Genomic DNA, 21,764 nt, shown 5'->3' on the forward strand with positions numbered 1-21,764 from the left:
ATGAATTTGAATAGAATTGATTTATTTTGTTAAAAATTTCCTTATCATGCTCTTATCTTCAATGTTGTATACTAGACTCGAAATGTATGCCGATATAGGTACCATCATAACTACAACACTTGTAGCAATCAAACCATTGGCAAGTTCCATGCTAAAGAAGTTACTGCTAATAAGCTGGTTGAATTGCACGCCGTATGACATCAGTGAAAGTACTGTTGTAAGAGAGCTACCTATAAAAGCAAATATAAGTGTATCCACCATGGTAGCGATTATGTCTTTACCTATATTCATTCCTGATTTAAACAAGTCTTTAGAGCCCATATTTTTGTTCAAAGTTTTTATTTCTAGCAAAGCTGAACTTATTGACACGGACACGTCTTTTGCTGCTCCATATGTCGATATTGTAATGCCTGCAAAGAAAATATACTGTAATTGCATCCCAGTTTTTTCTACTATATAAAATAAGCCTTCAGCATTTGGGTCAACAAAGCCTGTTAGATGTGCCGTTATCGATACCAAATATGATAAAACTGCGACTATTATAAAAGATATAAATATCGAAATTATGTTAACCAAACCTATTAGCGAATAACCAAATATTATTACTGCTGAGTATATGCTTGCTAATAAGATAGTCACTAAGGTAACTAGTATTATTGGTCTTCCTATATATATAGAAGGAAGCATATAAAGTGCTATGATATATATACTAATAATCAGGGCTAATGCACTCTTTAGTCCATTTTTCTTGCCTACAGCATAAAGTAGGAGTATAAAAAGTCCTATGTATATGGCTATAGCAATGCTTCTGTCATAGTTATACACTGTATAATATGGTTCAACGCCTTCTGGTGAATCTATCAATAAAATAATTCTTGTTCCTTTTTTAGCAAGTATAGAGCTAGTGTTGAACAATGTGTTATCAATAATCTTCTCTTCTCCAGCTTCTTTTCCTTCTAGTATCTTAACTTTTAGTTTTTGACTTCCAACATTTAAGTAGTTATACTTTTTACTTAAATCTTCTTCTAAAACTTCTAGAACTTTAGCTTTAACGTAGTGGACGTTTTTGTTATCCCACCTTACTTCTCCAAAATCGACTTTTCTGTAAAAAATATATATTGCTATTAATATAATTACAAGTACTGTATTAATTAGTTTTTTCAATTTATCCTCCCTATTATTAGCAATATCAAAATATTTAACATTTTTATTTTGAAATTGCTACTTTTTCTACGCAATTCCTGTTCATGATACTATGAAAATATAATGGATACATCAGCTATTTGTAAATTACTTGTAAATAAATGCCTCATTACTATGTGTTCAATAAAGAGGGGCAGTATAACTTAATATATTTTAATTAATTATTTTCGCTATTTGCCTCACCGCTATCAAGTACGATAGCTTCATTATTACTTTCTGCTATGACTCCATTGAGTGGAGAGATAAACATAAGTATCGCCATAAGTAGCAATAATGTTCTTTTAAATAAATTCTTCATTTTTAACTCCAGTTAATAAATATTTTCTACGAGACCTATTCTATGAGATAAATATTATAGTAAGAATATATAGATGTAAAAATAATATAAATTTTCAGAAGATAAATGTGTTTTTACCATATTTATAAGTACAATTGAATTTTCATTTACTATTTACAAAGAAATACCCTCCTTACTCATTCATCAAGTAAAGAGGGCGCATATAAAAAATTCCCACAAAAAAAGAGCGATCACTCGCTCTTTCTCATTTGATTTTTAAATACTATTCAGTTACTAATTCGTATTCATAAGTCTTAACGCCGTCAGCATTAACTACGTCAGTGTAACCTGCTGCTAGTAAAGCATCTTGAGCTTCTCCAGATTTTTTACCAGAGTTGCAATATAAAACGATCTTTTTGTCTTTGTCAGCGTCTAGAACTGATGGATCGTTTTTGATGTCATCTAGTGGAACGTTCTTTGCATCTTTGATGTGACCTGCAGCGTATTCGTCAGCGCTTCTTACGTCAACGATAACGTATTTGCCTTCTTGTTCAGCATCTGCTTGTAGTGCTACTACTTCATCACCTGTCATAGTTGCTTTTTCTCCTGTTTGAACGCTATCAGCTTGGTCTGCTGGAACGCTTTCAGTTGCATCAGCATTTTCTGCTGGTTTGTCTTCTGCTTTCTTACAAGCTACTAGTGAAAATGCTAGTACAAGTACTAAAGCTAATGATAATAATTTTTTCATGTGTATTACCCCCTTAAATTTTTACCATAGATATTATACCACTTTTAAGTATAATTGTAAAATTATTTAACATTATCTTGATTTTTTCTTAATAAATACTACTTTAGTAGTATAGTGCTTGCCATACAACTAACGCCTTCTTCTCTTCCTTCGAAGCCAAGTTTTTCTGTAGTTGTAGCCTTTACACTCACTCTATCTATGTTTAATTCAAGGTCTTTTGCAATATTCGCTCTCATCTCATCTATGTGTGGTCTTAATTTTGGCCTTTGCATCATTATAGTCGCGTCTATATTTGAAATAGTGTATCCTTCTTTCTTGACCATGGCATAAACCCTTCTAAGTAGTACTCTTGAATCAATATCAAGGTACTCATCACTAGTGTCCGGAAAGTGGTAGCCTATATCTTCCTTAGCCATAGCTCCTAAGATGGCATCCATAATCGCGTGTATCAAGACATCTGCATCGCTGTGACCAAGTAGGCCCTTTTCGTGCTCTATCTTTACGCCGCCAAGTATTAAATCTCTGCCTTCGACAAGCTTATGAACGTCAAAGCCATTACCAATTCTTATATCCATTAGAACGCTCCTGTGCTCTTCAGCTTTTTCTTCCAATTAGTATTGAAGATCTCAGCTATAACTAAATCTTCTGGTGTAGTTATCTTGATGTTATCGTAGTGACCTTCAAGCATCTTTACCTCAACTCCAGCAAATTCAACGAGTGCCGAGTCGTCTGTAGCTAAGATATTTTCTTTTATCGCGTGCTCATAGCCTCTAAGCAAAACGTCTTTTTTAAAGCATTGCGGGCTTTGCGCTTGCCACAAAAGTGATCTCTTTGGCGTATGATGAACTGTATCGTCTTCGTTAACTGATTTTATCGTGTCCTTAACTCTAACTCCAACAACGCAGGCGTCACAATTTAGAACAGTTTCAACAGCCTTGTTAATAGTCTCAGTCCTTATAAATGGCCTTGCTCCATCGTGTGTTAAAACTATATCGGCATTAACACTAATGGCTTTGATGCCGTTATAAACAGAATCCTGTCTTTCCTTACCACCTTTAACAATGTTAACGACTTTAGTAAATTTATATCTATTAACAATTTCTTTTCTTGTGTAATCTATCTCGTCTTTTTTACAGACAATAATTATCTCGTCGATGTACTTTGATCTTTCAAACTTTTCTATGGTATGAGCAAGTATTGGCTTGTCATTTATGCGCAGAAAAGCCTTGTTGATCTTAGAGCCCATCCTGTTACTCATGCCTGCAGCGGCAATTATAACCGAGACGAACTTATTCTCTATCATGAAATTTCCTCCAACTATTCTTTAATTTTCGCAAACATCATCTTACCAGCAGCTGTTTGAAGCACTGTTGTTATCTCGACTTTAAGCTTTTCGCCTATCCTCTTCTTAGCTTCTTCAACAACTATCATGGTTCCATCAGATAGATAAGCAAGGCCTTGATTCTTTTCCTTACCTGCTCTAACTATCTCAACTTCAAGCTCTTCGCTTGGAAGTATCACTGGTTTAACTGCATTAGCAAGCTCGTTGATATTAAGAACTTCTATGCCTCTTACTTGAGCTACTTTATTTAAATTGTAGTCGTTAGTAAGGACTTTTGCGTTCATCATAGATGCTAGTTCAAGTATCTTGTCATCAATCTCTTCTACATTATCTATCTTTTCACTAGAAACTTCTATATCAACTTTTGCTTCATTTTGCATTTGCTTAAGTATATCTAGGCCACGTCTACCTCTTTTTCTTCTTTGATCGTCCGCCGAATCAGCTATGTGCTGAAGCTCTTGCAAGACAAACTTTGGTATAACTAGTGTACCCTCGATGAAACCTGAGCTAGCGATGTCTTTAATCCTACCATCTATTATAACAGATGTATCAAGAATTTTATATAGTTCTGTGTCTTTTTTCTTTGATTTTTTTACAGTACTCTTTTGAGTAAATTTCTCACCAATATTTGAGATATCCTTTCTTCTAGTTGTAACTATAATCCCTATATATGGGAAAAGTATATAGAATATAACGGATAAAACCGGTCCAAGTACTGGTATGCCTATGTTCATAGCGAGCTGCGATAGCAAAAATGCTATAACAAGTCCAACTAATAAACCTACTAAACCTAAGATAAGGTCCAAGCTGGTGAACCTTCTTAGTTCAATCTCAACCCTGTCACCAACATTTATAATTTTGTCGAATACAGTATCTGACAATAAATAAAAAATAATTGCAAATAAAACAGATAAAAATACCGATACATAGATACTGTAATCATGAAATGCTGGGACAAGGCTTGTGGCTAATAAACTTACGCCATAACCTGCTGCTGCTCCTATGAGGAACATGACAGCTTTCATAATTTTTTTAAACATTTTTCCTCCTACTCTACTGCCTCGTAGATAATTTTGTCAATTTCTTCGTATGATTTGCCGGAAGAGAGTATCATTTCACTAATCAAAATGTTTTTTGTGTCATGAAGTATCTTTTTTTCTCCGGTGGAAAGATTCCTCTTATCATCTAAACTTTTTAAGTTACGGTAAACTTTAGCGACTTCGAAGATGTCTCCGCCCTTCAAAATCTCAGTATTATCCCTAACTCTCTTGTTCCAGTTAGTGCTCATCTTTGTCGGTTCTTCTTTTAATACTTCAATGACATCTTTTAACTTATCTTTATCAATGATTGATCTTATCCCTCTTTTTTCCGCATTTTTTACAGGTATCATAACCTTCATAGCGCCAATAGGTAATTTCACAACAAAATAATCTTCTTTTTTGCCTAAGATTTCCTTTTTTTCTATGTCTACTATGATGCCTGCTCCATGCATTGGATAACAAACCATATCTCCTACTTCATACATACTTTTCGCCTCCCCTTCCTTTAGATGATAATTTCATACCTATAGTATATTATATCACAAGAGAGACAAAAAGTAAAGTTTTATAATATCATATTATATAATCTTTGTCAAGCCTTTTATTGATTTTTTTTAAATATTTCTTACATCGCCGAAGGCGATGGCAAGGTTGCTAAGTCCGTGCACCAAGAGAACGAGTGAAACGAAGTTCGATTGGCAATGCATGCCTTATGCCAGAGATCACAAAGGTATCAAGCGAAGCGAAGATAGCTTTGATTGATCTTACGGCTGGGGTACCCATCCAACACGAAGTGTTGAGATAGGGTCGGGTTCTTTTACATCGCCAAAGGCGATGGCAAGGTTCCGGGGTACCCATCCAACACGAAGTGTTGAGATAGGGTCGGGTTCTTTTACATCGCCAAAGGCGATGGCAAGGTTCCGGGGTACCCATCCAACACGAAGTGTTGAGATAGGGTCGGGTTCTTATAATTTTAGTGCATCTATTAGCGAAGAGCACTTAATTAACTCTAATTTTGTGAATTTTGTTGATAATTTTGCTTCGCTGCTAATCACTGCCCTTTTATAGCCCATGCGTTCAGCTTCTTTGAGTCTTCTTTCGAGCTGAGGCACTTTTTTTAATTCGCCCGTTAATGATATATCAGCTATATACACAGTGTCCGAGCTTAATACCTTATTTACTAGCTGTGAATAAATTGCCGCGATTAACGCAAGATTCGATGCGTCTTCTTTAAGCTTAAGTCCACCCATTGACTTGATTACGACATTTTTATCAAACATATCAACATTTAATCTCTTCTCCATGATTGAAAGAAGTGTATTTAGTTTTTCTCTAGACATATTCTCGCTTATACGCGATGGATATGGTGTATATGACTTAGTTACAAGTGCTTCTACCTCAAGTATGACTGGTCTAGTGCCTTCCATATTTACGGTGATGGCGCTGCCAGGAAAATTATTTTCTTTTCTCGCAGAAACAAAATACTCGCTTGGATTATCGATAGATACAAGGCCTTTTTCTTGCATATTCATAAAGCCCATCTCGCCTGTGGCTCCATAACGGTTTTTGCTCGCAACAATGGTCCTTAGTGAATCATTTTGATAAGTATCCATAATTAAAACGGTATCTACAAGGTGTTCTAGGGTTCTCACACCTCTTAGCTCATCATCTTTTGTCATTTGACCAACAATAAAGACTATACGAGGCCTTTGTATATTTTTTGCAAGATTAACTAATTCATATGCGCACTCAACTGTTTGCGTTGGTGAAGCTGGTCTAGATGGCTTGTACTCATCAAGCTCGACAGTTTGTATCGAGTCAACAACTACCATGTCAGCGTCGACTCTAAGGACTTCTTCCTTAATATTGTCAAGACTCATATCACTAATTATATATAAGTCATCCTCGATAGTATCAAGTATCCTGTCTGCCCTTTGCTTTATTTGGCTCTCAGACTCTTCGCCTGATGCGTATAAAACTTTAAGTCCTTTTTTACAAGCATCGTTCGCTATTTGCAAAAGTAGTGTACTTTTGCCGGCGCCCGGTTTTGCTGTAAGTATAGTAACTGAGTCCTTAACTATGCCCTCTCCCATAACTCTATTGAACTCTTCGAAACTTGTCTTGAGCCTATCTGAGTTTGACGAAGTTACAGTTTTTAACTGCATTGCCTTACTTTTTATGCTTTTTTCTTTTTTTACCGCTTTTTTCGTATCCTCCATGACTTCTTTTAGGCTGCCCCAAGAACCACACTCAGGACATTTACCTAAGTAGCCGCTGGATTCGTAGCCGCACTCGCTACACTTGTACAAGCTCTTCTTCTTTGCCATTTTTAAATTCCAATTCCTTGCCATTGTAGTAAATAGTGATGCTCTTGTCCTTAGAAACATTATTTTTCAAAATTTCTTCAGACAATCTATCCTCTATCATCTTCTTAAATGTTCTCTCTAAAGGTCTTGCACCATATTCAAGGTCAAAGCCCTTATTCGCGATCTCGTCTTCAACAGACTTGTCGATCTCGATAACTATACCCATCTCCTTAAGTTTTGCCTTAAGGTCTTCCGCCATCAAATGAACAATTTTTTCTATATCATTTTCTTTTAATTGATTAAATACAACGATGTCGTCCACCCTATTTAAAAATTCTGGTCTAAATGTCTTTTTAAGCTCTTCGTTTGCAATTTCAGAAATTTTCTTCTTTTCGCTTTTTTCTTCACTAGATGCATCGCCAAAACCATAAGTATTTTGCTTTTTGAATCTATTTGCACCAACATTACTTGTCATGATTATGACTGCGTTTTTAAAATCTACAGTTCTGCCCTTTGAGTCAGTTAATCTGCCATCGTCAAGTAATTGTAATAAAGCGTTAAAAACATCTGGATGTGCTTTTTCAATCTCATCAAATAATACTACTGAGAATGGTTTTTTTCTAATCGCTTCAGTTAGCTGTCCGCCTTCATCGTATCCAACGTATCCTGGTGGCGGACCTATAAGCTTAGATACGCTGTACTTTTCCATGTACTCACTCATGTCTATACGTATCATTGCGTTTTCATCGTTAAATAAGCTCTCTGCAAGTGCTTTTGCAAGATAAGTTTTACCCACACCGGTTGGTCCAACGAAGATAAAGCTTCCTATAGGCTTGTTTTTGTCCTTAAGCCCAACTCTCGCTCTCTTAATCGAGTGACTAAGTACGTCTATAGCCTCGTCTTGACCAATTACTTTTGCTTTTAAATTCTTATCAAGATTTAAAAGTTTTTCTTTTTCTTCTTCACTAAGTTTTTCAACAGGAATACCAGTCCATTTTGAGACAACTCTTGCTATATCGTCAAAACCTATCTTCATGCTGTTTAGCTCTGATTTTTGCTTCCACTCAGTCCTGTCTAGGTCCATCTTGTCCTTAAGTTCGCGTTCCTTGTCCCTTAATTGAGCTGCTCTCTCGAAGTCTTGGGCTTGTATCGCTTGAATTTTTTCGGATGAAATTTCTTTAAGCTCGTCCTCTATCTCCTTAAGGGATAATGGTCTTACATAATTTTTCATTCTAACAAGTGATTGAGCCTCGTCGATTAGGTCTATGGCCTTGTCTGGCAAATATCTATCCGAAATATATCTCTTTGATAATGTCACAGCCGCTTCGATGGCTTCGTTTGAGATTAAAACTCTGTGATGCGCTTCGTACTTGTCTTTAAGACCTTCTATGATCTTAATAGCATCTTCTTCACTTGGCTCTTCAACTAAGATAGTTTGTAGTCTTCTTTCAAGTGCCGCATCTTTTTCGACATATTTTCTGTACTCATCAACAGTAGTTGCACCAATTATTTGTATCTCGCCTCTTGTAAGGTATGGTTTTAGTATGTTTGACGCGTCAAGCGAGCCTTCAGACGAGCCAGCTCCAACTATAGTATGAATTTCGTCAATAAATAAAATTACATCGTTTCTTTGTCTAAGCTCTTCAAGTAAATTCTTGATTCTGCTCTCAAACTCGCCCCTGTACTTAGATCCAGCGATTAAGCTAGTTAAGTCAAGGGAGAATATCTTTTTATCTCTAATAATCTCAGGAACATTTCCCGAAACAATTCTTTGCGCAAGACCTTCAGCGATGGCTGTCTTGCCGACACCTGGCTCACCGATTAGAACTGGATTGTTCTTTGTCCTTCTCATAAGTATTTGAATAAGTCTTTCAATCTCAGACGCTCTGCCAATTACAGGATCTATCTTATCCTTAATCGCAAGCTCATTTAAGTCCAATGTATACTTTTGAAGCGCTTCGCCATCACCCTCTGTCTCCTCATCAAAGCCATCATCTTCTTGATAGCCGACTTGATTAAAACTTCTAAGGCTATTGAGATAACTTGATAATGATGATAAAACCTTATCTTTATCTACACCAAATCTATCTAGTATGATAGATACAGGCGCTTCGTTCATTTTTACAATTGAATATAAAATGTGCTCAGTCGTTACAATTGGCGCACCAGATTGATTTGCCATCTTGATGGACTCTTCTATCACATATTTTAAACTTGCTGAATAATATATGTCCTCTTGCTTTTTCACGTCAAGCACTGATAGTTTTTCAACCATTTCTTTAAGAGCTTCCATCTCAAGACCATTTTGTCTTAAAATTTCGGAGGCCTTAGTCGTGTTTGCGCTTAAAATACCGATTAAAACGTGAGAAGGATCAACTTCACTTTTAAACATCCTTCTAGCTTCTTCCTCGGCTATTTGAAATGAGAATCTTGCATTTCTAGTAAATCTTCCAAAAACTGCCATATTTATCTCCTTTCTTTATATAATTCTATAAATCTTTATTTTCTTATTCATTAATATCCTTGTCAATAAATTTTATTTTGCCAAGCTTTTCTCTAAGTATAGTCGCTCTTTTTTGGTCAATTTCTGACTTGTCGCTAATGGAGTAAGTATACTCAATAGCTTCAGGCGTTATCATTAGATAAAGACTCGCATCAATGCTTGCTTCAACTGGATCGAGAAGGTCCATGCTTCTTGCGAACATCAGATTTGATAGATATATTAGTGCCTCGTCGTAAGAGATAAGGCTCGCCACCTTAATCATCTCCAAAGCCTTCATAATTCTGTCTTTCATCAAGATGTAGTTTTGCTCAAGATATCTGCGTCTATTTTCATTCTCGTAGACAATGATATTTTGGTCAGTCAGCATGGAAAGCTTTTTAAATGACTCGATATTAGTAAATTTATTGATGTTCGCGTCTAAGATGTAGATATCCTCTATCTTAGAACCATCAGGTCCAATAAGCGGAGTAAGTCTGATTTTTTCCATGTCATCGCTTATTAGCTCATCCTTCTTAAACTCGTCTCTTCTGTATAGATGCACAATCTTAGCAATGTTTATACCGTTACCAATATTAACAGGGTCACTAGTCAAATAACCGTAGTCTTCATCAAATTGGAAGTCTATCGACTTATCAAGCTCACGCTCTATATCTATGGCGATGTCTACAAGCTCGTCAGCACTTGCTGTTCCAAGCACTCTAATCTCGATATGGTCGTTGTTATTTATAACTATAGCGATGGATTTGTCTTCATCAAGCAAAAGTTTAGTTCTAGTAATGTTCTCTTTTACTGACTCATCCATAAAACCCTTTGCTAAAAAATATTCAAATTTTTCCTTATCCATGTTTGACACTTCATAAAGCATAAAACTGTAGCTAGTGTTTTTTAACGCTTCTAAAACCATGTTCAAAATTTCGTTAAGCTTTGACCACATCAGCATGTCAGGGTACTTATAGCCCTTGATATTTCTCTTTAACGAGACTATGGTGTTTAAGATGTATTTATTGTAAATCGTCATTGTTCTCGCCATCTTTCACTTTTTCATTTGAAGTCTTAGCCTTGATTTCATCTCTAAGCTCAGCCGCTCTTTCATAATTTTCTTCTTGAATTGCATTTTCTAGCTCTTTTTTAAGTGCAAGTATCTCTGTATGCATTGGATTTGCGTCGATATACCTCTTAGGTAATAGGCCTTCATAAGTTTTTTCGCCTCTTAATGAGTTCAAAATCGGTCTGATCTCGTAGGCAAATGTTTTGTAGCACTCCTCGCAGCCAAGCGTTCTATTCATTTTGAAATCACTAAACTTCATGTGACAGTTTGGGCACTCTTTTTCTTCAAATTCTTCAGTTTCAAAAGTTCCAAAAAGCTTTTGCAAGCCCTCAAATAGACTTCTTATATCGCTTTCATTTATATTCATATTCGTATATTCTCCGTATTCTCCTTGATTCATTTCATTAAAATCTCTTAGTGCACATTCAGTGCATAAGTGCTTTTCAATAACTTCTCCATCTAAAATTAATTTTAAATTAATCATCGCTTCATTCTTGTGGCATTCATCGCATAGCATTTTACTACCCCCTTTTAAGTAAAACTAGTAGGATGTTTTTTAATATATCACTTCTAAGTGCATTTCTCTTGTCTATATCAATAGTTAGAGCCCTGTCATCAATAGACGCAAGAATTATTTCTTTCTCGTCTTTTGTAATGATTTCGTCATCACAAAGCTTTCTGATGATGTCATGAGCTTCTTTGATGGTGATGCTATCACCAATGGCGTCCATAAGTATCTCTTTGTACTCGTCTTCATCCTCTAAAAGATCAAGTTTCTCGATCTTGATATAGCCGCCCTCGCCCCTTCTTGACTGAATGTAGTAACCAAAGTGAGGCGCAAACCTTGTCGTTAAGACATAGTTGATTTGACTTGGCGAACAGTTAAATCTTATGGCAATGTCATTACGCTTTATAAGTATGCTGCCGCCTTCTTCTTCAAGTAAATTATTTAAAAAATATTGAATTTCATCGCTTAACATATTTCTCACCTTTGACCTTCTTTGACTATTATACCATAAGTACCCAAGATGTGCAATGGATAAACATTAAGTGTTACTATTTTGTTAAAATTTTATAAGAATTGCACCTAGCGCTCGTTCGTTTCACTTCGCACTATTCATCAATTCTGATTGAAAATTTTTTTGTAAATAAAAATAACATTCTCTAAAAGAATAAACTTAAATTGATCGTATAAGCGAGAAAAATAAGGACCTCACCCAATGACGACGCTAAAGCGTCTATTGGGTCCCGGCCGTAAGATCAATCAAAGCCATCTTCGCTTCGCTCGATACCTTTGTGATCTCTGGCATAAGGCATGCATTGCCAATCGAACTTCGTTTCACTCGTTCTCTTGGTGCATGGACTTAACAACCTTGCAATTGCCTTCGGCGATGTAATGAAGAACCCCTTTAATAAATTTAAATTGATCTAATATAAATACTAAACCTTGGCACTTTGTGCTTGAAAAAAGAAAAACACATGAGTAGTAACCCATGTGTTTCTCTAAGAGAATAAATATGAAAAAATATATTAAATATTGTATATTTTTATTAAATTTTCATCTTGCTCATACCGCTGCTTCTAGCAGCGGAAGAGAATAAATAGAAGGACCTCACCCAATGACGACGCTAAAGCGTCTATTGGGTCCCGAGAACCTTGGCACTCCGTGCTTGAAAAAATATAAGAACCCGACCCTATCTCAACACTTCGTGTTGGATGGGTACCCCGGAACCTTGCAATTGCCTACGGCAATTTAATTAAATATTTGTATTTTCTTTTATTTTATTATTTATTTTTTTCTGCGTTGGCTGCTTCTATAATCCTATTTGCTTGGTCTTGTGGTACTTCTTCGTATCTAACGAAGTCCATTTGGAAGGAGCCTCTTGCTTGTGTCATCGCTCTTAGGTCTATTGCGTATCTAAACATTTCTGAATGAGGTACTTCTGCTGTAATTACTTGTGTACCGTCATCTTGTGAATCTATACCTAAGATTCTGCCTCTACGTTTGTTCATATCGCCCATAACGTCGCCTAGGTAGTTTTCTGGCACTTTTATTTCTGCCTTAACTATAGGTTCAAGCAAGATTGGTTTTGCTTCTTGCATACCCTTCTTAAATGCTAATTGTGCAGCGATCTTGAATGCCATTTCGTTTGAGTCAACATCGTGGTATGAACCATCATATAATGTTGCTTTCACATGTACTACTGGGTAGCCTGCTAAAACGCCATGTTCAAGTGATTCTCTAAGACCTTTTTCAACTGCTGGGAAGAAATTCTTTGGAACTGCTCCACCGAATACTTCTTCTTGGAATACAAAGTCATCGCCATCATTTGGCTCAAATCTTACCCAAACGTCACCGTATTGACCAGCGCCGCCTGATTGTTTCTTGTGCTTACCTTGAACTTCAGCCTTTTGTCTGATAGTTTCTCTATAAGCAATCTTTGGATCGTTAAGTTCAATCTCAACGCCAAATGTGTTTTTCAATTTATCTTTAATAACTGTTAATTGCATATTACCTTGACCGCCGATTAGAAGCTCTTTAGTCTCATGATTTCTAAGCACTTCAAATGTTGGGTCTTCTGCAGTCATCTTGTTAAGTGAAACGCCTATCTTTTCGTCTTCGCCTTGTTTTACAGGTCTTACCGACATATATAGAGTTGGCTTTGGATACCTAATTCTCTCGAATATAACAGGATTAGCCTTGTCGCATAGCGTATCGCCAGTACGAGCGTGTTCAAGTTTACTTGTAGCACCGATGTCTCCTGCGGTGATGGTGTCAGTATCGATTTGAGTCTTACCTCTTAAGTAGAATAATCCGCCAAGCTTTTCTTCTACTTCTTGACTTGCATTGTATAATGGTGTTGATTTAGTAACCTTACCAGATATAACTTTGAACAGCGATAACTTTCCTACGAATGGGTCAACTATAGTCTTGAAAACAACTGCTGAGAATGGTTCATTTGCGTCAACTTTTCTCAATTCTTCTTTATCTTTCCATGTGCCAGTGTATGCGCCTACTTCGTTTGGAGCAGGGAAATATCTTTGAATCTTATGAAGAAGTAGCTCCATGCCTATGCCTTTTTCAACGCTACCTACCATAAGTATAGTTAATTCACCGTTTCTAACAGCTTGCTTTATACCTTCTTTAAATTCAGCGTCAGTAAATTTTTCGCCTGCAAAGAATTTTTCCATAAGTTCCTCAGATGTTTCAGCAACTACTTCATTTAATTCGCCTCTAAGCTTTTCAATGTAGCCATCCCACTCAGCTGGAACAGGAATTTCAGTTCTCTTTCTGTTTTCATAGCTGTATGCCTTATCTTGAATTAAGTCAACCATGCCCTTGAAGCCTTCAGCTTCGCCAATAGGCATAACTAGTGGAACTATGTGTCCACCAAGTTTTGTTCTTATCTCGTCCAAAACTTCATCAAACTTAACATTTTCCTTATCCATCTTATTTAAAAAGATAAATCTTGGAGTGTGATATTTATTTAAGTTTTTCCACGCTTTTTCAGTACCAACTTCAACACCTGCTTGTGCGTCAATAACTAGTATAGAGCCTTCAGATGCTCTCTTTGCACCGTACATCTCACCAATAAAGTCAAAGTAACCAGGTGTATCAAGAAAATTGTATTTAACATCATTATATTCTACAGGAATAACCTTTGTATTAATAGAAACCTTTCTTTGTTTCTCTTCTATAGAGAAGTCTCCAACAGTATTTCCGTCTTCAACCTTGCCCATCCTAGAGATAGCGCCTGTTGCGTATAAAAGTGATTCAACTAGCATAGTTTTACCACTGCTACTGTGTCCCAAAAGGGATACGTTTCTGATTTTGCTTGCATCGTAAGCCTTCATATTTTTTCCTCCTCATATATAATATAGTTATTTTATCAATTTACTTTGTAAAAGCGTTTTGAGTAAAAAAATTTAGTGTGAAGACAAAATCCCTTCACAAAAATATTATAACATATATAGATTTTTTTTGCAATGATTTTATTGTGCTGATATGCAAAAATTATAAAGAGATTAAAAAAGAAGAGCTCATCACTCTTCTTTCATCTCATCATACGCAAGTCCTATAGCCTTGTAAAAATATTCAAGATCCTCTTCATCAAAATCAAATACATCGCTGTGATGAGGTCCTTTTAAATTTGTTCCCAGCATTAAATGCATAGCAGGAACTTTCTTTTGTTTAAGCTTTTTAAGATAAGAGGTTACATCTTCACTTGCGCCAAAACTTGGCATTCTATCAGTTTTTACATCGTTTTTATTAAGCTTTTTAATTATTCTATCAACAAGATTGATATTTTCTTCCTTATATGCATTAGCCTTCGCAAGCACCTTCATCTCATAGCTCGCGCCCTTCGCCTCAGATACGCATCTTGCAATATTTTCCATCGCTTCAAGCATCTCATCCATCGCCTCGTCACTATCACTTCTAAGGTCCATGCCTAAAGTAATTTTATCCATGATAGCATTTCTTTGACCGCCACCATTAATAATGCCAATGTTGATAAGTTTTTTGTGATGCGCATCAACTATTAAGTCCTTAATCATGTCTATAAAAGCCATGGCAATGGTTAGAGCGCAGATGCCTTCTTCTGGTGCATTCGCAGCGTGAGCTGACTTGCCAAAAAAACTCGTATCAAGCTTAGTAGTCGCCATAAAATCAGTAGTTCCAACACCAATGTAGCCTTTTTTCTCGCCTAAACCGATGTGATAGGATAAAAATCCATTTACATCCTCTGTAATGAAGTTCGCCATGCGTCTTGCGCCGCCAACACCTTCCTCGGCTGGCTGAAATAAAACTCTAACAGAGTCACCAGACTCACTAAAACGCTCGCATAAGCTAAGCGCCAAGGCTATGTGCCCATCGTGTCCACAGGCGTGCATATTGCCATTAGTCGAAGCAAATCCAAAAAGGTTCGGTATATGAGTTACATCCTCTGTCTCTTTTATCTTAAGTGCATCGATGTCCGCTCTAAATAAAAAGTATGGAGCCTTGCCAAACTCAGCCACAACCCCAGTATAGCCCTTGTCAATATCACTCATATCGCTTTCTGCACCATCTTCATAGATGGCTTTACCATAATAAAGCTTACAATTTAAATTTTCTAATATTTTAATAATTTTCTTCGTTGTCTTAACTTCTTCAAAGCCAAGCTCAGGAATTTTATGAAATAATCTTCTATATGAAATCAAATCCATAGTCATCACCTACTTAGCTAAATCTTACAACAAGCGCCGGCTTTTGTCAAGCTTGACAAAAAGGCTTATATGTAGTAATATATCTCTGTTGAGGTGAATTATGAAAAAGAAATTTATTTTATTTATGACTATGGCACTAGCTGCTATCATGCTTTTAAGCGCATGCTCAGAAAAGCACGAAAAATTTACGAAAGAAATGATTAAAGAGTGGAATGTTAGCGTGAAAAAAGAACCAAACGCTGACGATATAAACGATGACTTCGTTAATGAGCTTAAACGCTTTATTAAAAAGAGCATTGAAGATAAAAATTACGAAGCATTCTCAGAAATGGTTTGTGATGAGTATTTAACAGCGGTTGATATCACAAGAGATGCCTACAGAGGGCATAACAAAGAGCTTTCTGAAGCTTTGAAAGATATAAAAGTTGATGTATCAGACGTTGAGGCAAAACAAGTTGACGAGGATGCAATAGAGCTTAGATACACACTTAGCTACAACGATTCAAAAACAGTACAATACATCTATATATACAAAGACAAAAACGATGTATTCAAGTTCTCGCCATCAATATACGAGCCACACGCTTGGGGCGATGAAAACTATAAAAAAGACTCCATCAACATAAAATTCATATCCATAGGCAAAGTTACTAAGGGCATGGAAGTCAGAGCAAAGCTTATGAACACTGAGAAATGGGATAGATCGCTACTTAGTGCAATACTTTACACAGACAGAGGTAAATACGATGCAGCCAAGTTTAAGCTAAATATCGCAAGCGGCAAAACAGAACATGTATTATTTTACTTCGATCACGCAAAAGGCAAAGCAGAAAAGTTCGAGCTAGTCTACAAAGGCGATGGCGGCGAAGAAAAGACGACTACATTTGAATTTAAATAATATTTTGATATAGTAGGAAGAAATGCTTCCTACTATTTTTTATAAAAAAATATCTGCCAGGACACGCCTAACAGATACTTTTAAATAAATCGTTTAAACTATTTACTTTTTTTCAAAATATACTTTTTCTTGATAAACACAAGTCCGATTAATATCATTAAAGCTAAGAAGATTCCTAAAACATCTTCACTAACGCCAGTCTTTGGTATTATGTGTTCTTCTGGTGGTGTTGGTGGTGTTGGTGGTGTTGGTGGTTCTGGTTCAGGTTCTTCAGGATTTTCTGGTGGTTCTTCTGGTGTTGGTGGTTCTTCCGGTGGTACTTCTTTATTTAATATAGTAAATCCATCGTACATATCACCAGAGTAGCTAACTTCAAACTTTCTTTCGTCAATAGTGTATATCTTGTCCTTTTCGCCTACTTCCTTAACAGTATAGATGTATTGGTTACCCATATCATCTTCAATGTCAAGATTTGTAAAGCTTGCGCTCCAGTCATTTGCTTCATTTAAAGTAAGGAATTTTCCGCTCGCTTCGCCATTGATATAAAGCTCAACTTTTATATCTTTAGTTTCGCCAAGAGCTTGCCAAACTTTTCTAACTCTGACAAATGTCTTTCTTGGTGTAGGTGGTTCAGGTGGTATTTCTGTATTAGTAAATTTAACTTGAGCAACTTCTGTAATCACTACATCAACTGGATATACGATAACCATGTTTCCATCTGCATCGTATTTTATTTCTACTTCAGCTTTATCTTCGACTGCTTCTTTAAGTTCAAATGAATATTTTTTACCTTTTATCAAGCCTAAAAACTCATCTTTTGTTATTTCTTTCTTGTCTGCATCATAGAATTTTACAGTTTTGTCTTTTGCCTCGAATTCCATGGTTGTTTCTATTGCTTGAGAACCGTTGAAATTTGCAAGTTCTTCTTCGGTAAATTCGTAGTTATTTGTAGATAAAACCCCTTTGCCTAAAAATTCTTCAAAATATTTCCAATTTTCAGGTGTAAGAGTTATTTCTTTATCAACATACTTACCTTTTATCTTGATCTTAAGATTTTTAGGGATAGACTCAGTGTTTTCTGTATCCCAAACTTTTTCAACTTCAATACGATGTTTTGGTAGGTAGTAGTTTGTAAGTTCAAAATATGGTTGATTACCAACAACTCTAGCTTTAACATCAAGTAAATTTTCATCCATATTTTTTGGTGTTAACTTAGGTACATAAAGAACTAGTTTGCCATTTTCTTCTACAAGCTTAAGAGTGTACGCACCTTTGTTATATTGTTTTTCCCAATTTGCTTCAAATTTTCCTAGATTCCTTGGGAATGGTTTTCCATCCTTGTCATAGTATGTCTTAATTACTATATTTTTATCTTCAGGAATTTTCAGATCAGCTAAAAACTTTTTCTCTCCTGTAACTGGACCTCCAAGAATTAGAACTTGTGGATCTTTTGGATGGAATGTAAGATTAAATTTATCAACTTTATTTCCATGGTGGACTTCTACAGGAATATATTCAATTCTATAAACGCCACCGGCATAGTCCTCATCGTTAATCTTATATCCGTTAGCTAGTTCTTGTATTCTTTCAACAAAAACATCTATATAAGGTTTTCCTTTAACTTTAACAAGCGGAATAAAGATTTCCGAATCTTCCTTTACCCAGTAATGCTCAAAGCCCATGCCTTCTAATTCAAAATAAGGTAATTTTTCAAATTTACCTTTCCATCCATTGGCTTTAGATAGTGTAATAACACGATCCTTGCCGTTTCTGTCAATAAATCTCTTGCCGTCTTTTAATAGATAGACATTAACAGAATCTGGAATGTCTTCTTTTTTAACTGTTTCATCCCAATTTTTTTCTACTGGTATTTCAGAATATGGATAGTTGGTAAGAGTTAATGTATGATTTGTCACTAAATTAAGTCTATATCCTGATTTATTTTTAGAGGAATCTTGTGTTCTTCCCACACCATTCAGATATTGAGTCCAGATATATGGAAGCTGAATTTCAATTCTTCCATCTGCTTTTTCAAGCACATACGCTTCATGCCAAGGGCCGGAGCCATCCCAGTCAGAATTTCCATCTAAACCATAATATCCTTGCCATTTATAAGGTTTATAAAAGCTGTGATAAGTGATAGTGACATTATCAAGATTTTTAAGGCCTGCAAATAAATCATTATTTAACAGTCCGGTCCACTTTTTACCATCTTTTTTTAAATTACTTATTCCAATATCTTCTCTTTTAATCTCTTTACCATTCTTATCTTTATAAACAAAGATGATTTTTTCGCTGTGGTTTGCATCATTTGGCTTTGGATCAATAGTGCTGCTATAATTAGCCCAAATTCTTTCCACTTCTAAAAAAGTTTTATCAGATTCTTCAATAACTGAATAGAAATCATCGCTTCTTTCTTTAAGCTTATATTTAAGTCCCTTTGCTGCAAGTTCTTCAGATGTAAAAGGTAAATTTTCAAACATATAGATCCAGTTATTTTTTTTACTTAATTCAACTTCCGCGTACTTTTTATCACCTATATATAGGTCGACCCAAATGCTCTTTGGTATCTTATCTTCCGGAACGGACTTATCCCATTTCTTCTCAATAATGACCTTGTTGTTTTTTGGTTTTCCTGGTGAATAAATATCTGCATTTGATCCAATACCAGCTCCTCTATCAGATTCATTGCCCATAATAAATAGGCTAGAATTTGTCCAAGCTTCATTTTTTGTTTTAGCATCATATTGAGCTTTTATGTTTATCGCTTCATTAGTGTTATACATCCACTTAGGATCTTCATTTTTGATATCATCGATATACTTAATAATATTACCATATTCAGTAATTGGTGAAATTCTAGAGATAAACTTTTTATCGACTCCATTTAGTTTAAAATCATCTGCTTTATATCCTGTATGGATGTCTGCTCCATTATAAAGTGCTTCATTTTCGAAAATGTAAAGTGAGTGATAATCTTCAATTATATCATCACCTTCTGGACAGTTCCAATATCCGCCGCCTTCTCCTGGGCTTAGTAGATTCAGAGTTTTATTATTATTAACAGCTCTATTTTTTGTTATTAAAGTATTTTTTAGCGTTAGTTTACATGGTGTTAATGAAAGGTATATGCCTCCACCCTCATGATCTGACTTATTATTTAATATATATCCGCCTTTTAATTCAGCAGTAGATGAATTTATATATAAACCTCCGCCTGCACCTGTAAACATGTCATTACCTTTTAACTTGGCAATATTTTTATAAATTAAACCGCCTTTTTGAGTGTAATAAGCTCCAGCATACTTAACATAATTTTCATATAAATCAGTGTTAGTATTGGCATATTTTTTATAACTATAACCGTTATTGTAATTGTCATTAACAGCTACAGCTCCTCCATGGTAAGAAGCATTTCCAGCTAATATACCATTTTCTAATATAAATTCAGAATTAGAATCCACATGAACAGCACCGCCATAGTTTTTAATTACAAATCCGTCAACTTCAACAAGCTTATTATTCGCAATTAGTCCACCATTCATTGTAAACTTTGCCTTTTCCTTATGGTTAATTTTATCTGTATTTAAATTACCTAAAAATACACCTCCAACAGTAGCTACATTGTTGTCTATACTACCAGCATTTAAAGTATAAGATCCCCCTTCTTCTATATAAACTCCACCTGTTGCGAAATATTCGCCTAACCATGATCCATCTTTATTTCGCTCATAACAAATATTCTTATTAGAGGTAATCCGGCCACCATTCATAGTGAATGTGGCTTTATCATGAACATAAATAGGTGCAGAATTAGCGCATTCATTATTTCCATTAGCAATAAATCCGCCGTTCATAATAAGTTCGCCATTAACTTCGATAAAAGATGCCTTTAAATTTGTTTTAACATCTTTATTTCCGTCAATAAATAATGGATCCTTGTTATCTTTTCCTAAAGTTAACGTAGCTCCTTTTTCGACTTTAAATAAAGTTGCCAAAAAAGTTTCTGCCCTTTTTAAAATAACCTTAACATTTGGCAATGGATTCTTTTCTAAATCTGTATCTTCAAGAGCTTTTTCACCTTTAGCTTCTGCTTCTTTAACAAGCTCTTGTCTTCTCTCCATGTCGTCACTATCATTCGGCATTTCAATTTTATCTTCACCGATAGGTTTTACTTCTGTAGTATCTGCTGATGTTAATACAATATCAGCACCTGCTGGTATGATAATTGTACGTTCAATTTCTATAGTAGTAGTAATTATTATAGTCTTTTTTACTCCGTTGTTAGCACTTTCTATTTCTCTTTTTAAATCGTCAAAACTACTTACTTCAACAACATTTTCTTCTCCACTACCTTGTCCTGCTCCTAAAGCTATGGGGTTTTCTGCTAATTCAGATATTTCTAGTGTTTCACCAGCCTTTAACTCTTTTGCATTTGTTTCTGTGCCTTTGCCTTCTTCTGCTTTTTCTTCTTTCTTTTCTTCAGTCTTTTCTTCTGTGCTTTCTTTAGCTTTTTCTTCTTTTTTGCCTTCAGCATCTTTTGTTTCTTCTGGCTTCTTTTCTTCTTCTGTCTTTACTTCTGCTTCATCATCTTTCTTTTCTTCTGATTTTTCATCCTTTTCTTCTTTAACTTCGGAAGGTTTTTTAGCTTCAGGCTCTTCAGACTTGTTTTTATCTATATTAGAGCTTGGTACCCCCCCATGTCGACTTTTTCATCTACTGTTTTAGTGGTTTCTTCTTCACTTGGAGTGCTCGCTTCTTTACTTCCTTCCTTTTTAATTTCTTCTGTTTTTTCAGCTGGCAATTCTTCAGCTGTCTTTCCTCCTTCATTAACTTGGAGAGTACTTTCTGAAACTACTGTCTTTGGCTCTTCTGTCTTTACTGTGTCTTCATCCATTGCCATAAGGTTAACTTGGGCTAAAAGTACTATGCTTAAAAACAATGTTAACAAAATTACATTTAGTTTTTTCATTTCTCTCCCTCCTTTCTTTTAGTATTTGCAAATTTTCTTTGCATTATGTATGGTATAAATAAATATTTATACTATACACTTTTATTATATACCTTTTAGAGATACATTTCAAGGTTTCTAGGCATTTTTCTTATAATAATATAAAACTTTTAATTAATAAAGCAAAATGCATAAAAAAGAGAGCCTTTCAGCTCTCTTTAATAATATATCTAAATTATA

General features: G+C 35.4%; 18 protein-coding genes. 2 read left to right on the forward strand and 16 right to left on the reverse strand.

What is annotated here, in order from left to right; all coding sequences use genetic code 11:
* Window positions 1-21 precede the first annotated feature (21 nt).
* The 14 genes from BN30_RS03305 to BN30_RS03370 form a co-directional block, all read right to left on the reverse strand.
* Window positions 22-1,164 (reverse strand): YibE/F family protein, encoded by a 1,143-nt coding sequence (locus tag BN30_RS03305; RefSeq protein WP_019214089.1) that lies wholly within the window; start codon window positions 1,162-1,164, stop codon window positions 22-24.
* 196 nt (window positions 1,165-1,360) lie between these two features.
* Window positions 1,361-1,501 carry a hypothetical protein gene (locus BN30_RS09995; RefSeq protein ID WP_019214090.1) on the reverse strand — a complete coding sequence of 47 codons (141 nt, stop codon included), beginning with the start codon at window positions 1,499-1,501 and terminating at the stop codon, window positions 1,361-1,363.
* Window positions 1,502-1,763: 262 nt separating this feature from the next.
* Window positions 1,764-2,228, reverse strand: a complete 465-nt coding sequence (locus tag BN30_RS08880; RefSeq protein WP_019214091.1) for a rhodanese-like domain-containing protein — start codon at window positions 2,226-2,228, stop codon at window positions 1,764-1,766.
* Between the two features lie 98 nt (window positions 2,229-2,326).
* Entirely contained in the window at window positions 2,327-2,803 is a 477-nt protein-coding gene (ispF, locus tag BN30_RS03320; protein WP_019214092.1) for a 2-C-methyl-D-erythritol 2,4-cyclodiphosphate synthase, read from the reverse strand.
* Window positions 2,803-3,531 carry a 2-C-methyl-D-erythritol 4-phosphate cytidylyltransferase gene (gene ispD, locus BN30_RS03325; protein WP_019214093.1) on the reverse strand — a complete coding sequence of 243 codons (729 nt, stop codon included), beginning with the start codon at window positions 3,529-3,531 and terminating at the stop codon, window positions 2,803-2,805. The genes ispF and ispD overlap by 1 nt, the downstream gene beginning before the upstream one ends.
* Window positions 3,532-3,545: 14 nt before the next feature.
* Window positions 3,546-4,610 (reverse strand): PIN/TRAM domain-containing protein, encoded by a 1,065-nt coding sequence (locus tag BN30_RS03330; RefSeq protein ID WP_019214094.1) that lies wholly within the window; start codon window positions 4,608-4,610, stop codon window positions 3,546-3,548.
* 8 nt (window positions 4,611-4,618) lie between these two features.
* The gene (locus BN30_RS03335) at window positions 4,619-5,095 is read right to left on the reverse strand and encodes a CarD family transcriptional regulator (RefSeq protein ID WP_019214095.1); all 477 of its coding nucleotides are present in this window, start codon (window positions 5,093-5,095) and stop codon (window positions 4,619-4,621) included.
* A gap of 480 nt (window positions 5,096-5,575) precedes the next feature.
* Complete coding sequence (gene radA / locus BN30_RS03340) at window positions 5,576-6,937, reverse strand: DNA repair protein RadA (RefSeq protein WP_019214096.1); 1,362 nt, start codon at window positions 6,935-6,937, stop codon at window positions 5,576-5,578.
* Window positions 6,906-9,380, reverse strand: a complete 2,475-nt coding sequence (locus BN30_RS03345; protein ID WP_019214097.1) for an ATP-dependent Clp protease ATP-binding subunit — start codon at window positions 9,378-9,380, stop codon at window positions 6,906-6,908. Before BN30_RS03345 ends, radA begins: the two co-directional genes overlap by 32 nt.
* A 43-nt stretch (window positions 9,381-9,423) precedes the next feature.
* Window positions 9,424-10,437 (reverse strand): hypothetical protein, encoded by a 1,014-nt coding sequence (locus tag BN30_RS03350; protein ID WP_019214098.1) that lies wholly within the window; start codon window positions 10,435-10,437, stop codon window positions 9,424-9,426.
* Entirely contained in the window at window positions 10,421-10,984 is a 564-nt protein-coding gene (locus BN30_RS03355) for a UvrB/UvrC motif-containing protein (RefSeq protein ID WP_019214099.1), read from the reverse strand. The genes BN30_RS03350 and BN30_RS03355 overlap by 17 nt, the downstream gene beginning before the upstream one ends.
* 4 nt (window positions 10,985-10,988) lie before the next feature.
* On the reverse strand, window positions 10,989-11,447 hold the full coding sequence (locus tag BN30_RS03360; protein ID WP_019214100.1) for a CtsR family transcriptional regulator: 459 nt from the start codon (window positions 11,445-11,447) through the stop codon (window positions 10,989-10,991).
* Window positions 11,448-12,252: 805 nt separating this feature from the next.
* Window positions 12,253-14,322 (reverse strand): elongation factor G, encoded by a 2,070-nt coding sequence (gene fusA, locus BN30_RS03365; protein WP_019214101.1) that lies wholly within the window; start codon window positions 14,320-14,322, stop codon window positions 12,253-12,255.
* A gap of 189 nt (window positions 14,323-14,511) precedes the next feature.
* Complete coding sequence (locus BN30_RS03370) at window positions 14,512-15,675, reverse strand: amidohydrolase (RefSeq protein ID WP_019214102.1); 1,164 nt, start codon at window positions 15,673-15,675, stop codon at window positions 14,512-14,514.
* A gap of 100 nt (window positions 15,676-15,775) precedes the next feature.
* Here BN30_RS03370 and BN30_RS03375 point away from each other — a divergent pair, with 100 nt between their 5' ends.
* On the forward strand, window positions 15,776-16,573 hold the full coding sequence (locus tag BN30_RS03375; RefSeq protein ID WP_019214103.1) for a hypothetical protein: 798 nt from the start codon (window positions 15,776-15,778) through the stop codon (window positions 16,571-16,573).
* Between the two features lie 98 nt (window positions 16,574-16,671).
* On the opposite strand, the gene BN30_RS09570 is transcribed toward BN30_RS03375, so the two are convergent.
* Window positions 16,672-20,718, reverse strand: a complete 4,047-nt coding sequence (locus tag BN30_RS09570; protein ID WP_019214104.1) for a Cna B-type domain-containing protein — start codon at window positions 20,716-20,718, stop codon at window positions 16,672-16,674.
* A 76-nt stretch (window positions 20,719-20,794) separates the two neighbouring features.
* Here BN30_RS09570 and BN30_RS10000 point away from each other — a divergent pair, with 76 nt between their 5' ends.
* Complete coding sequence (locus tag BN30_RS10000) at window positions 20,795-21,301, forward strand: hypothetical protein (protein ID WP_154648831.1); 507 nt, start codon at window positions 20,795-20,797, stop codon at window positions 21,299-21,301.
* Here the strand turns inward: BN30_RS10000 and BN30_RS03390 are convergent.
* Window positions 21,249-21,545, reverse strand: coding sequence for a hypothetical protein (locus BN30_RS03390; protein WP_019214106.1), 297 nt, complete (start codon window positions 21,543-21,545; stop codon window positions 21,249-21,251). The two genes, BN30_RS10000 and BN30_RS03390, sit on opposite strands and share 53 nt — an antisense overlap.
* Window positions 21,546-21,764 lie beyond the last annotated feature (219 nt).

It is taken from the genome of Fenollaria massiliensis, assembly GCF_000312505.2.
Taxonomy (GTDB): domain Bacteria; phylum Bacillota; class Clostridia; order Tissierellales; family Peptoniphilaceae; genus Fenollaria; species Fenollaria massiliensis.